The organism is Mycobacterium sp. 1245499.0, assembly GCF_001673615.1.
Lineage (GTDB): Bacteria > Actinomycetota > Actinomycetes > Mycobacteriales > Mycobacteriaceae > Mycobacterium > Mycobacterium europaeum_A.
Window position 1 is genome coordinate 1 of record NZ_LZMG01000155.1, and the last position, 14,492, is coordinate 14,492.

At 68.5% G+C, this 14,492-nt stretch carries 7 protein-coding genes and 1 pseudogene; 6 read left to right on the forward strand and 2 right to left on the reverse strand.

Features of this window, described 5'->3' with window-relative positions; genetic code table 11:
• Positions 1 to 701: HNH endonuclease signature motif containing protein (locus tag A5646_RS08105; RefSeq protein WP_156765552.1), on the forward strand; the 701-nt coding region annotated here is incomplete at its 5' end.
• A gap of 122 nt (positions 702 to 823) precedes the next feature.
• Here A5646_RS08105 and A5646_RS08110 read toward each other — a convergent pair.
• On the reverse strand, positions 824 to 2,290 hold the full coding sequence (locus A5646_RS08110; protein ID WP_067021131.1) for an aldehyde dehydrogenase: 1,467 nt from the start codon (positions 2,288 to 2,290) through the stop codon (positions 824 to 826).
• Positions 2,291 to 2,373: 83 nt separating this feature from the next.
• Between A5646_RS08110 and A5646_RS08115 the strand changes: the two genes are divergently transcribed.
• A complete protein-coding gene (locus A5646_RS08115) occupies positions 2,374 to 3,723 on the forward strand; it encodes a secreted hydrolase (RefSeq protein WP_067021133.1) in 1,350 nt (449 codons plus the stop codon).
• Here the strand turns inward: A5646_RS08115 and A5646_RS08120 are convergent.
• Positions 3,706 to 4,857 (reverse strand): aromatic ring-hydroxylating dioxygenase subunit alpha, encoded by a 1,152-nt coding sequence (locus A5646_RS08120; protein ID WP_066881013.1) that lies wholly within the window; start codon positions 4,855 to 4,857, stop codon positions 3,706 to 3,708. The two genes, A5646_RS08115 and A5646_RS08120, sit on opposite strands and share 18 nt — an antisense overlap.
• A 40-nt stretch (positions 4,858 to 4,897) precedes the next feature.
• Here A5646_RS08120 and A5646_RS08125 point away from each other — a divergent pair, with 40 nt between their 5' ends.
• From A5646_RS08125 to A5646_RS30365, 4 genes and pseudogenes are all read left to right on the forward strand, one after another.
• Entirely contained in the window at positions 4,898 to 5,800 is a 903-nt protein-coding gene (locus A5646_RS08125; protein WP_066862563.1) for a MerR family transcriptional regulator, read from the forward strand.
• A gap of 60 nt (positions 5,801 to 5,860) precedes the next feature.
• A complete protein-coding gene (locus A5646_RS08130; protein WP_067021136.1) occupies positions 5,861 to 6,583 on the forward strand; it encodes a DUF1906 domain-containing protein in 723 nt (240 codons plus the stop codon).
• Between the two features lie 540 nt (positions 6,584 to 7,123).
• Positions 7,124 to 14,164 (forward strand): annotated as a pseudogene (locus A5646_RS08135) (fatty acid synthase subunit beta domain-containing protein); the annotation flags it as partial.
• 75 nt (positions 14,165 to 14,239) lie between these two features.
• Positions 14,240 to 14,413: a hypothetical protein gene (locus A5646_RS30365; RefSeq protein ID WP_369806918.1), complete on the forward strand. Its 174-nt coding sequence runs from the start codon at positions 14,240 to 14,242 to the stop codon at positions 14,411 to 14,413.
• The last annotated feature ends 79 nt before the right edge of the window (positions 14,414 to 14,492 follow it).

Consider the following 14,492-nt stretch of genomic DNA (forward strand, 5'->3'; position numbering starts at 1 on the left):
TGGCGCCGCATCGTGAGGCGCTGATCGCCGAGTGGAAACACGATCAGGCCACCAGCGCGGGTGATCAGCGGCCGCCGTTGCCGGGCACTGTCGAGGCGTTCATGCGCCTGGTCGAGGCCGGCTGGGATGTCGAGGCGGCGCGGCGCCCGCACGGGCAGCACACCACCGTGGTGGTGCATGTCGATGTTGAGCAGCGCGCTGCGGCGCTGCATCTGGGTCCGCTGCTTACCGATGCCGACCGCCAATACCTGAGCTGTGATGCCACCGGTGAGGTCTGGTTCGAACGCCACGGACACGTCATCGGTGCCGGAAGGGCGACGCGGGTCATCAACCGGCGGCTGCGCCGCGCGCTCGAGCATCGCGACCGCACCTGCGCGGTCCCGGGTTGTGGTGCCACCCGCGGCCTGCACGCCCACCATATCCGGCACTGGGAAGACGGCGGCCCCACCGAACTAGCCAACCTGGTGCTGCTATGCCCCTACCACCACCGGCTCCACCATCGCGGTGTCCTCACCCTCACCGGGCCCGCACACGCACTCGTGGTCCGCGACGACGAAGGCCAAGTGCTCAGCCCGGGATCGCTGGCGCGCCCACCCACCGGGCCCCCACCTGCGGTGGCGCCGTGTCCGGGACCGATCGGCGAACGCGCCGACTGGTGGTGGTACACACCCTTCCAACCCCAACCACCACCAAACAACTAGCTTGATGCGGTACCGGTCACTACCGGCAAAGCTTTGAAGCTCAAAGATGTTGCGGCATCCAATAACCGAACATGCCCGGCCGCCTACCGCGTCGTCCGTGCGGTGCCCGACACCCGCAAAACCTATAGCGGCGGCAGCTGCCCCTTGGCTATCAGCGTCTGCAGCTCGACGTACTCGTGCAGCCCCTCCGGCCCGAACTCGCGGCCGATGCCGGATTGCTTGAAGCCGCCGAAGGGTGCGCCGATGTCCAAGGTGTACATGTTGATGCCGTAGGTCCCAGTGCGGACCGCAGCCGCGACCTGCAGGCCATGCTCGATGTCGGCGGTCCACACCGAACCGGCCAAGCCGTAATCGGTTTCGTTGGCGATGCGGATCGCGTCGTCCTCGTCGCGGTAGCGCAGCACGGTCAGCACCGGACCGAAAATCTCCTCCCGGGCGATGCGCATGTCGTTGGTGGCGTCGGCGAACAACGTCGGCTGCACGTACCAGCCGCGCTCGGACGGGCTCTGCTCGCCACCGAGCACGACGCGAGCGCCCTCGCTGCGGCCGGACTTGATGTAGTCCTGGACGCGGCGCTGTTGCCGTTGCGCGACAAGGGGTCCGATGTCCGTCGACTCGTCGGCCGGGTCGCCGACCTTAAGCGCCGACATCATGCCGGCCAGCGCGTCGACGACCTCGTCGTGCTTGCGGTCGCTGACCAGAATCCGGGTCTGCGCCACGCACGCCTGGCCGTTGTTCATCAGGCCCGCGGACTTCAGGCCGGCCACCGTCTTGTCGATGTCGGCGTCGTCGAGGATGATGGCCGCGGACTTGCCGCCCAGCTCCAAACTGACCCGCTTCAGCTGCTCGCCGCACAGCGCGGCGATCCGGCGCCCGACGGCGCTGGAACCGGTGAACGCGATCTTGTCCACGCCGGGATGGCGCACCAGCGCTTCACCGATATCCGGACCGCCGGGCAGCACCGACACCACGCCGTCGGGCAACCCGATCTGCTCGATCATCTCGGCCAACCACAAGGCGTCCAACGGGGTTTCGGGAGCGGGCTTGATGATGACCGTGCAGCCCGCGATCAGCGCCGGGATCAGCTTGGGCATGATCAGAAACTGCGGTACATTCCACGGCACGATCGCCCCGACCACTCCGACCGGAGCTCTGCGCAGGTGCACCTCGCCGAGCACGCCCTGGCGGCGTTCCTGCCACGGGAACTCGCGGGCGGCGGCCAGCGACAGGTGCATCAGCGCCGCCGCGGCCGCACCCTGGCCCATCCGGCTGAAGCTGCGCGGCGACCCCATCTCGTCGGTGATGAGATCGGCCATCTCGTCGGCGTGGGCGGCATAGATTCCGGCGAGCTGTTCGACCTTGGCCATCCGTTCGGCATGGCTCAGCCGTGGCCACGGACCGTGATCGAACGCGTGCCGTGCGGCGGCGACGGCCGCCTCGACGTCCTCGGGGCCGGCGACTTGGACGTGCCCGACCGGCTCCTCCGAGTGCGGCGAGATCACCGCGAGCTGCTGGGGATTGGCCGGCTTGCGCCACTGGCCCCCAATGAACACCTCGTTATAGGAGCGATGGCCGGAAGTCTCTGTCATCGGGGCACTTCCTCAGGGGATCGGACCGCGACCGCAATTTCGCTATTCACGCTAACATAGCGAAAAAAGCAGCGAGGCCCGATATGACCAGCGATTGGCGCAGTTACCCGTTTCAGTTGGTGCCCGGCGACGACCAGTTGGAGTTTCCCGCCGCGGAAGGCGAACATGCCGACCAGGAATCGGACACCTGGTTCATCGCCGGCCAGCTCGACGCCGCCGAGACCGATCGATCGTTTGCCTTCCTGACTATCTTCAACAAGAACCGGCCCGGGGGCACGGTGGTCGCGGACTTCTACACGCTGGCGCTGTTCGACCTCGACACCGGCGACTACGGCACCTTCACGGACTACGACATGCCGCCGGCCAATATGGAGCCGGGCGCCCAGCCCAAGCTGACGATGGCGTCGGGCCACCTCGACATCAACTATCACAGCGGCGCGGGTACCGCGTCGTGGACGACCAGTCGTAACGGCGATGGCGAACTGTTGCCCTACACGTACCGCGTGAGCCTGGTCGGACTGGATCAGTCCGGCCGGCCCATGCGACTGGATCTGGCCGTATCACCAACGCGCGCACCGACACCGGTGGGTGCGTCGACGTACAACGGAAAGATCGTCTGCTTCGGTCAAAGCGACACCTATTCCTATTTCCAGACCGGAATGGCGATGACCGGCACCTTGCGCTGGGGGGACGTGGTGGCGCAGGTGTCCGGCACCAGCGGGCACGTCGACAGGCAGTGGTTCCCGAAGTACGCCGGCGGAGGTGGATCCGCGGGAGACCCGCGGGCCAGGTCGCACGAATGGCGCACGATCAACTTCGACAACGGCGTCGACCTGAGCATCTGGCGCCAGTTCGACCGCACAGATGGCAATGCGCTGCAACCGTTTACCGGAATCACGACAAGCCACCCAGACCCCACGATCGCGCCGCAATGCGCCGAAGACATCGAGGTCACGGTCAGCAGCTACGTGCGATGGCCGGAGGCCATGCGACCGCTGGTGCGACCACTCGCCCCGGCGCGGTATATGCCGGATCGGCACCGGATCACCTGTCCCACACTGCAATTAGATCTCGTTGGCGAGCCGCTGGTGCCCGCCCCGGCGCACGGGCTGCCGATCGAATACATGGAAGGCCCCTACCGCTACCGTGGGACCATGTGGGGAGAACCGGTGACGGGCTTCGCGTTCAACGAACGCTCGCTGGCGCTATACCGGGATTGGGAACTCGTCGAGGTGCTGTCCACCACTGTCGCGAACCTGACACCGCCGGAGCCCCGACTGCAGAGGATGGTGGATCAGCTGGTACCCCTGGTGGCCGCCGGGCGCCGCAAGGACGCCGTTGAGCTGCTGTTCAGCTCGGCGCCCGTCGAAAACGACGCGCTGGCAAAGCTTCTCGACGATCTTATCGCGGTGCTGTCAGTCGACGGCGGCTGAGCGCAAAAGCGCGCGGGCCCACGTGATGTGGCGATGCTGCAAACCCGGCTCGTTGCGGCCGAACACCAGGTGATCGCGGACTCCGGACTCCAGATTGGCTTGCAGCCGCTCGACCAGCCGGTAGTCCTCGTCGCGCACGGTGGCATGTGCATATTCGAAGATGGCCTGAGCCCCGGCGGCCACCGCCTCGTCGGAGAGGTCCTGCGGAGTTGCGTTCTGGTGCACGGTGATTGACCTGCCGGGCCGGTCGCCGGGGTAGACGCGGAACAGCTCACCGTTGGCGATGGTCACCGACAGCACGATGTTGGGGAACAGCGCATAGATCACCACCATGTTGTGGAACGGATTCCACTGATCCTCCGGCACGTCCTCGAGCTCGAGGATGGTGTTGAGCGGGAAGATCAACCGGTGGTGTGGCCCGTAGGAGTCGAACAGCGTGCAGTTGCTGCGCGCAACGGTGGCGAAGGTCTGTTGATGGACGGTGGCGAAATGGTAATTCTCGGCGAAGGTGTCGATGGCCAGTTTCCAGTTGATCGCGGAGTCCAGCACCTTCTCGCCCAGCGGCGACCAGCGCCCGATGCCCCAGGAGTCCAGTTCCTCGGCGAGCGGGCCCAGGTGTGCGGCCACATCCAATGTCGCCCCGGGATCCAGTGCCACCCAAAGGAATCCAGCGAACTCGGTGGCCGGGAGTTCGGTCAGGCCGTCGGACTTGACGGTCACTTCCGGGAACCCCTCACGTCCCGGAAGTGCCACCAAGTGCCCGGTGTTGTCGTACGTCCAGGCGTGGTAGGGGCAGGTGAACCGCTTGGCGATACCGCATCCCGTCGCCACCTGTGACTGGCGGTGCAGACACACGTTGTCGAACGCCTTGACCGATCCCTCCGAGGTTCTGGTCAGCAGGATGGACCGCCCCATCACCGTCTTGGTGCAATACGCGCCGGGGACGGGAAGTTCCGAGACATAGCCGACCAGTTGAGGACTGGCGAGCAGCATGGCGCGATCCCGGTCGTGTCGCTCGATACCCGTGTAGTCCCGCGCGTCGATGGTGTGCTGGCCGGGTGCGAGGTCGGTCGTCTTGTCCCGCGCCAGTTTCAACGCGCGCCGGGTCAGGTCGATCAGCTGACCGTGTTGCATCCGACCAGTACAGACCTTGTAACAGTTGTAAGGTCAAGGAGTGGCTGAGCAGTTGCTGATCGGCGACGTCACGGCCTTGACCGGCATCGCTTCCGGCCGTATTCGCCATTACGAGAAAATTGGGCTGCTGCGCGCAGAACATCTGTCCAACGGCTACCGCGTTTTCGGCGTCGAGCAGGTTCTCGATTTGTTGCGCATCGACCTGATGCGAAGCCTCGGTGTCGGTATCAACGACATCGCCCGGCTGATGGAGGGCGGACACAGCACGCTGGCCGGCCTGCTCGACCAGCACCGTACGCTGCTGATCCAAGAACGTGAGCGGCTCGACCAACTGATCCGGGCCATCGACGAATCCTGCGCCGCCACCCAGTGTTCCGGCGCCGACCTCAACGAGCACATCCTGCACCGGTTGGCGACGACGCACCGCGACAGCATTGGCGTGATCGGGCGGCTCAGCGCGCCGCTGTCGGCGCCCGTCGCCGCGATGTACGCGGACCTGTTCGACGAGTGGGAGCTACCGGTTCCCGCCTTGTTCGGGCAAATGGTGCTGCCGAACGCGGCCAGCACGTTGCTGTCGCGACTGGCCGAGACGCCGGGCCACGAGGTGCTGTTCGGTCGGTTGCGCAACCTGGCCGCCGACGTGATCGCGCTGGGCGACGACGAGTCGGCGGCGGCGGAGCTTGCGCGCCGTTGGATCGACGAGCAGCTGACCGACCCGCTGCCCGACGACGTGGTCGGCGTGCTGCGGGGAGTGCAACCGCTCTTGGAGCACGACCCGGTGATCGTGCAGGGGTTCCGCGCCTGGGCGGCATCGATCAGCCCGGCGGCAGCGCTGTTCATCGAGGAGATCGCCCAGCAGACCGCTCGTCGCGGACTGGAGGCGGTGAGCGTCATCGTGCTGCCCGCGCCCCGATCCGTTCAAACGAACGATGCGGCACTGTGATGCACATGTGACTCGTGTGATCAATGTGTCATATGGGGTCTATGTCGTACCCTGTGGCTTGTGTCCTCCGTTTCGCGACGTGACCTGCTCAAATTCGCGGCCGCAACCCCCGCCCTGCTGGGCCTGGGCGCTGCGGGCGCATCGCTGAGCGCCGCACCGGCGTCTGGCTCGCTGGGCACCCTGCTGGACTACGCGGCCGGCGTCATTCCGGCCAGCCAGATCAGGGCCGCGGGCGCGGTGGGGGCGATCCGGTATGTCTCGGACCGCCGCCCCGGCGGCAATTGGATGCTCGGCAAGCCGATCCAGGTCGCCGAAGCGCATGACCTCAACAGCAATGGCCTCAAAATCGTGTCCTGCTACCAGTACGGCAAGGCCAGCACCGCGGACTGGCTGGGCGGTGCCAGCGCGGGTCTGCAGCACGCGCAGCGCGGGATGCAGCTGCACGCCGCGGCCGGTGGGCCCGCCAGCGCACCCATTTACGCCTCGATCGACGACGATCCCTCCTACGAGCAGTACAAGAGCCAGGTGGCGCCGTACCTGCGGTCGTGGGAGTCGGTGATCGGTCATCAGCGCACAGGCGTGTACGCCAATTCGAAAACGATCGACTGGGCGCTGCACGACGGATTGGGCTCTTACTTCTGGCAGCACAACTGGGGTTCACCCAAGGGGTACGCTCACCCGGCGGCCAACCTGCACCAGGTTGAAATCGACAAACGCAGCGTCGGCGGCGTCGGCGTGGACATCAACGAGATCCTCAAGCCCCAATTCGGGCAGTGGGCCTAGTCTCCGATCCCGCCGTCCGGCCCGGCCCGGACGCCGACTCTTAAAGTTTCCAGCAAACACTCGTTCGCTCGTTTTCCCGACGGGTGCGCGCGGCCATCGGCCGTCCGATGCCGCCGAGGGCGCCGCAACGGCACTCCGCGGCGCAAAATTTTTATGTAACGATTCGATAACAAGACTGCTTTGATCTGCGCAGTTGTAGCTACTCGACCGTAACCACCTGCACGCAGCGGGTTTGTGAATCGGCTCCGCGCCGTAGGTGAAACCGCGTGTTACCCAGGACACGGTTACCCATGCGTAGAACTCACCAGTAACCAATCAGCACGCGAAACAAGCGCCGATCCTTATGACACTCTTAGTACAGCCGATGGAGTCCGTCGCGCCGCCGTGCACCACTCGGGCGGTCCGCCGACAACACACCGGCCAGCCGTTTCCCGGCTAGTGATTCGACGCTGAACCACGCCGCATCGACGCCAAGCCCGCCAGGCGGTGGTGACCGCCAGACGACGAGACCTAAAGACGCATACAGGGGAGACAGACAAGGTGACGATCCACGAGCACGACCGGGTGTCCGCTGACCGCGACGGCCAAGGCAAGGCCCCACACGCCGGGGACACCCACGCCCTTGTCGACCGCCTGACGGCCGGCGAGCCCTACGCCGTCGCATTCGGTGGCCAGGGCAGCGCCTGGCTGGAGACCCTCGAAGAGCTGGTGTCGTCGGCCGGTATCGAGTCCGACCTGGCAACGCTGGTCGGCGAGGTGAACCTGGTCCTCGAGCCGGTGGCCAAGGAGCTCGTCGTGGTCCGCCCGATCGGCTTCGAGCCGCTGACCTGGGTGCGTGCCCTGGCGGCCGAAGATCCGGTCCCCTCGGACAAGCACCTGACCTCGGCCGCGGTGTCGATACCGGGCGTGCTGCTCACCCAGATCGCGGCCGTGCGCGCGCTGGCGCGCCAAGGGATGGACCTCAAGGCGACGCCCCCGGTGGCCGTGGCCGGACATTCCCAGGGCGTGCTCGCCGTCGAGGCGCTCAAGGCCGGGGGCGCCCGCGACGTCGAGCTGCTGGCGTTGGCCCAGCTGATCGGCGCGGCCGGGACCCTGGTGGCCCGCCGGCGCGGCATCTCGGTCCTCGGCGACCGCCCGCCGATGGTGTCGGTCACCAACGCCGATCCCGACCGCATCGGCCGGCTGCTCGACGAGTTCGCGCAGGACGTGCGCACCGTCCTGCCGCCCGTCCTGTCCATCCGCAACGGCCGCCGTTCGGTCGTCATCACCGGCACCCCGGAACAGTTGTCCCGCTTCGAGCTGTACTGCCAGCAGATCTCGGAGAAGGAAGAGGCCGACCGGAAGAACAAGCTGCGCGGCGGTGACGTCTTCGCGCCGGTCTTCGATCCGGTGCAGGTCGAGGTGGGCTTCCACACGCCCCGGCTGGCCGACGGCATCGACATCGTCGGCGGCTGGGCCGAGAAGGTCGGCCTGGACGTCGAGCTGGCCCGCCAGCTCACCGAGTCGATCCTGGTGCGTCCGGTCGACTGGGTGGAGGAGATCACCCGGGTCAACGACGCGGGCGCTCGCTGGATTCTTGACCTGGGCCCCGGCGACATCCTGACCCGGTTGACCGCGCCGGTGATCCGCGGCCTGGGCGTGGGCATCGTGCCGGCCGCCACCCGCGGTGGTCAGCGCAACCTGTTCACCGTCGGGGCCGTCCCCGAGGTGGCGCGGGCGTGGTCGAGCTACGCCCCGACGCTGGTTCGCCTGCCCGACGGGCGGGTCAAGCTCTCGACGAAATTCACCCGGCTGACCGGCCGTTCGCCGATCCTGCTGGCCGGCATGACCCCGACCACTGTGGACGCCAAGATCGTGGCCGCCGCGGCCAACGCCGGTCACTGGGCCGAGCTGGCCGGTGGCGGGCAGGTCACCGAGGAGATCTTCGCCGACCGCGTCGAGCAGCTGGCCGGGCTGCTCGAGGACGGCCGCACCTACCAGTTCAACGCGCTGTTCCTGGACCCGTACCTGTGGAAGTTGCAGGTCGGCGGCAAGCGGCTGGTGCAAAAGGCGCGCCAGTCCGGCGCGGCCATCGACGGCCTGGTCATCAGCGCCGGCATCCCGGATCTGGAGGAGGCCGTCGAGCTGATCGAGGAGCTCGGCGAGGTCGGCATCAGTCACGTCGTCTTCAAGCCCGGCACCGTCGAGCAGATCCGCTCGGTGATCCGCATCGCGACCGAGGTGTCCACCAAGCCGGTGATCGCGCACATCGAGGGCGGGCGCGCCGGTGGTCACCACTCCTGGGAAGACCTCGACGACCTGCTGTTGGCGACCTACTCGGAATTGCGGTCGCGCCCCAACATCACCGTCTGCGTCGGCGGCGGCATCGGCACGCCCGAGCGGGCGGCCGAATACCTGTCCGGGCGCTGGGCGCAGGCGTACGGCTTCCCGCTGATGCCCATCGACGGCATCCTGGTCGGCACCGCGGCGATGGCCGCCAAGGAGGCGACCACCTCGCCGTCGGTCAAGCGCATGCTGGTCGAAACCCAGGGCACCGACCAGTGGATCGGCGCCGGGAAAGCCTCGGGCGGAATGGCATCCAGCCGCAGCCAGCTCGGCGCGGACATCCACGAGATCGACAACAGCGCCTCGCGGTGCGGCCGGCTGCTCGACGAGGTCGCCGGTGACGCGGACGCCGTCGCGGAGCGTCGCGACGAGATCATCGCCGCGATGGCCAACACCGCCAAGCCGTACTTCGGCGATGTCGGTGAGATGACCTACCTGCAATGGCTGCAGCGCTACGTCGAATTGGCCATCGGCGACGGCGATTCCACCGCCGACACCGCCTCGCCGGGCAGCCCGTGGCTGGCCGACACCTGGCGCGACCGTTTCCAGCAGATGCTGCAACGCGCCGAGGCGCGGTTGGCCCCACAGGATTTCGGCCCCATCGAGACGCTGTACAACGACGAGGCCCTGCTGGAGAACCCCGGGGCGGCGATTGACCTGCTGGTCGACCGCTACCCCGACGCCGAGACGGTCCAGCTGCACCCGGCCGACGTGCCGTTCTTCGTCACCCTGTGCAAGACGCCGGGCAAGCCGGTCAACTTCGTGCCGGTGATCGACAAGGACGTGCGGCGTTGGTGGCGCAGCGACTCGCTCTGGCAGGCGCACGACGCCCGCTACGACGCCGACCAGGTCTGCATCATCCCGGGCACCGCGGCCGTCGCCGGCATCACCCGGATGGACGAGCCCATCGGTGAGCTACTGGACCGCTTCGAGCAGGCGGCCATCGACGAGGCGCTCGCCGCCGGACTGGAGCCCAAGGCCGTCACGTCACGCCGGACCGGTCGCGCCGACGTCACCGGGCCGCTGGCCGTCGTGCTGGACGCCCCCGACGTCCAGTGGGCCGGCCGCACCGCGACCAACCCGGTGCATCGCATCGCCGACCCCGCCGAGTGGCTGGTGCACGACGGACCCGAGAGCCGCCGCGCCACCCATTCGTCCACCGGGGCGCGGCTGCAGGTCGAAGGCGACCGCGTCGTCCTCAGTGTGCCCGTCTCGGGCACCTGGATCGACATCCCATTCACGTTGCCGCCCAACACCGTTGACGGCGCCACCCCGGTGGTCTCCACCGAGGACGCCGCCACGGCCATGCGGGCGGTGCTGGCCATCGCGGCCGGCGTCGACGGCCCGGACTTCTTGCCCGCGGTGACCGACGGCACGGCCACCGTCACCGTCGACTGGGACCCCGAGCGGGTCGCCGACCACACCGGTGTCACGGCAACCTTCGGAGAACCGTTGGCGCCCAGCCTCACCACCGTGCCCGACGCGCTCGTCGGGCCATGCTGGCCGGCCGTCTTCTCGGCGATCGGCTCGGCCGTCACCGATGCCGGCGTCCCGGTCGTCGAGGGACTGCTGAGCCTGGTGCACCTGGATCACGCCGCCCACATGGTTGGCAGCCTGCCGAAGGTCCGGTCCCAATTGACCATCGCCGCAACGGCTTCGGCGGCCATCGACACGGACATGGGACGCGTGGTCCCCGTCTCGGTGACCATCGCCGACACCGACGGTCAGGTGATCGCCACCCTTGCCGAGCGTTTCGCCATCCTGGGTCGCACCGGCGCCGCCGAACTGGCCGACCCGACCCGCGCGGGTGGTGCGGTCTCGCCGAACGCGACCGACACCCCGCGTCGACGCCGCCGCGACGTCTCCATCACCGCTCCGGTCGACATGCGTCCGTTCGCGGTGGTCTCCGGTGACCACAACCCCATTCACACCGACCGGGCCGCCGCGCTGCTGGCCGGCCTGGAATCGCCGATCGTGCACGGCATGTGGCTGTCGGCCGCCGCCCAGCACGCGGTGACCGCCACCGATGGCCAGGCCCGCCCGCCGGCGCGGCTGATCGGCTGGACCGCCCGCTTCCTGGGCATGGTGCGCCCCGGCGACGAGGTCGCGTTCCGCGTCGACCGCGTCGGAATCGACCAGGGCGCCGAGGTTTTGGAGGTCGCCGCCAAGGTCGGATCGGATCTGGTGATGTCGGCGACGGCCCGCCTGGCGGCCCCGCACACCGTCTACGCCTTCCCCGGCCAGGGCATTCAGCACAAGGGCATGGGCATGGACGTGCGGGCCCGGTCCAAGGCCGCCCGCAAGGTGTGGGACAAGGCCGACAAGTTCACCCGCGAGACCCTCGGCTTCTCGGTGCTGCACGTGGTCCGGGACAACCCGACCAGCATCATCGCCAGCGGTGTGCACTACAACCACCCCGAGGGCGTGCTGTACCTGACGCAGTTCACCCAGGTCGCGATGGCCACGGTGGCCGCCGCGCAGGTCGCCGAGATGCGCGAGCAGGGCGCCTTCGTGGAGGGCGCGATCGCCTGCGGCCACTCCGTCGGTGAGTACACCGCGCTGGCCTGCGTGACGGGCATCTACGAGCTGGAAGCCTTGCTGGAGACCGTGTTTCATCGCGGCTCGAAGATGCACGACATCGTCCCGCGCGACGAGCTGGGCCGGTCCAACTACCGGCTGGCGGCGATCCGGCCGTCGCAGATCGACCTGCCCGACGACGAGGTGCCGGGTTTTGTCGCGGAAATCGCCGAGCGCACGGGCGAGTTCCTGGAGATCGTCAACTTCAACCTGCGCGGTTCCCAGTACGCGATCGCCGGCACGGTGCGCGGCCTGGAAGCGCTCGAGGAAGAGGTGGAGCGGCGCCGCGAGATCACCGGCGGCAAGCGCTCATTCATCTTGGTGCCCGGCATCGACGTGCCCTTCCACTCGCGCGTGCTGCGGGTCGGTGTGGCGGAGTTCCGGCGGTCACTGGACCGGGTCATGCCGCGCGACAAGGATCCCGACGTCATCATCGGCCGCTACATCCCGAACCTGGTGCCGCGTCCGTTCACCCTGGACCGCGACTTCATCCAGGAGATCCGCGACCTGGTGCCGGCCGAGCCGCTCGACCCGATCCTCGCCGACTACGACACCTGGCTCGCCGAGCGCCGCATCGAGATGGCCCGCATCGTCCTGATCGAGCTGCTGGCATGGCAATTCGCCAGCCCGGTGCGCTGGATCGAAACCCAGGACCTGCTGTTCACCGAGGAGGCCGCCGGCGGTCTCGGCGTGGAGCGGTTCGTCGAGATCGGGGTGAAGTCCGCGCCGACCGTCGCGGGCCTGGCCACCAACACCCTCAAGCTGCCCGAATACGCCCACAGCACAGTCGAAGTGCTCAACGCCGAGCGTGACGCGGCGGTGCTGTTCGCCACCGACACCGACCCCGAGCCAGAACCCGAGGACGAGCCGGCGGCGGATGATTCCGCCGCATCCGCGGCGGAGGCGGCGCCCCTGCCTAATGTCGCCCCCGCCGTCGCTCCGGCTGGCGCCGGAGCGGCGTCGGGCGCTCGGCCGGACGACATCGGGTTCGATGCCGCCGACGCCACGCTGGCGCTGATCGCGCTGTCGGCCAAGATGCGCATCGACCAGATCGAGGAGCTGGACTCGATCGAATCGATCACCGACGGCGCGTCGTCGCGACGCAACCAGCTGCTGGTGGACCTGGGCTCGGAGCTGAACCTGGGCGCCATCGACGGCGCCGCCGAAGCCGACCTGGCCGGGCTGCGCGCGCAGGTCACCAAGCTGGCTCGCACCTACAAGCCTTACGGCCCAGTGCTTTCCGACGCCATCAACGATCAGTTGCGCACGGTGCTGGGGCCCTCGGGTAAGCGGCCCGCCGCCATCGCCGAGCGGGTCAAGAAGACCTGGGAGCTCGGCGAGGGTTGGGCCAAGCACGTCACCGTGGAGGTCGCGCTGGGAACCCGCGAGGGCACCAGTGTCCGGGGTGGCGCCATGGGCCACCTGCACGAGGGTGCACTGGCCGACGCCGCCTCCGTCGACAAGGTGATCGACGCCGCGGTGGCATCCGTCGCCGCGCGGCGCGGTATCGCGGTGGCGCTGCCATCTTCGGGCGGTGGCGTCGGCGGTGCGACCATCGACGCCGCCGCGCTGGGCGAATTCACCGAGCAGATCACCGGCCGCGACGGCGTGCTGGCCTCGGCGGCGCGCCTGGTGCTCAACCAGCTGGGCCTGGATGACCCGGTCAGCGCGTCGGCTAGCCTGTCCAAGGCCACCGACGCCGAGCTCATCGACCTGGTGACCGCCGAACTCGGCGCCGACTGGCCGCGGCTGGTGGCACCGGTGTTCGATCCGAAGAAAGCCGTGCTGTTCGACGACCGGTGGGCCAGCGCGCGCGAGGACCTGGTCAAGCTGTGGCTGACCGACGAGGGCGACATCGATGCCCGGTGGGTGGAATTGTCCGAAAGGTTCGAGGGCGCAGGCCATGTCGTGGCCACCCAGGCCACCTGGTGGCAGGGCAAGGCCCTGTCCGCGGGTCGTCAGATCCACGCGTCGTTGTACGGCCGCATCGCGGCCGGGGCCGAGAACCCGGATCAGGGCCCGTACAGCAGCGAAGTCGCCGTGGTGACGGGCGCGTCCAAGGGTTCGATCGCCGCATCGGTCGTCGGGCGCTTGCTCGACGGCGGAGCCACCGTCATCGCCACCACGTCCAAGCTCGACGACGAGCGGCTGGCGTTCTACCGCGGGCTCTACCGCGACCACGCCCGGTATGGCGCGGCGCTGTGGGTGGTGGCCGCCAACATGGCGTCCTACTCCGACATCGACGCGCTGGTCGAATGGGTGGGCACCGAGCAGACCGAAAGCCTTGGGCCGCAGTCGATTCACATCAAGGACGCCCAGACCCCGACGCTGCTGTTCCCGTTCGCCGCACCGCGGGTCGCCGGCGACCTGTCCGAGGCCGGCTCTCGCTCCGAGATGGAGATGAAGGTGCTGTTGTGGGCGGTGCAGCGCCTCATCGGTGGGCTGTCGAAGATCGGCGCCGAGCGCGACATCGCGTCCCGGCTGCACGTCGTGCTGCCGGGCTCACCGAACCGCGGAATGTTCGGCGGCGACGGCAGCGCGGCGATGGTGCCCTCGGCGGCGGCCTCGTCGGCCGCGTCGTCCGATGCCGACGTGGCCTGCTCCCGGGCCTTGGCGGCCAGCTCGGCCATGTCGAGGTTGGCCTCGCCCAACCCACCGGTCAGGTCCGCCTTGATCGGCGCACCCGCCGCGGCCACCTTCGACTCGACGTCGCAGAGGGACAGCAGCATTGCCGCCATCTCGTCGGTCGAGTAGGTGGTGACGCCGGCCTCCTCGACCGCGTCCACGATCGCGTCGTTGTGGCCCATCAGCCCGGTGCCGCGGGTCCACCCGATCAGCGCGTGCGCCAGGCTGACCCGGGCCGCCCAGGACGACTCGGCGTGCCAACGACTCACCAAGGCGTCCAGCGCCGACTTGGCCTCGCCGTAAGCGCCGTCGCCGCCGAACATTCCGCGGTTCGGTGAGCCCGGCAGCACGACGTGCAGCCGGGACGCGATGTCGCGCTCGG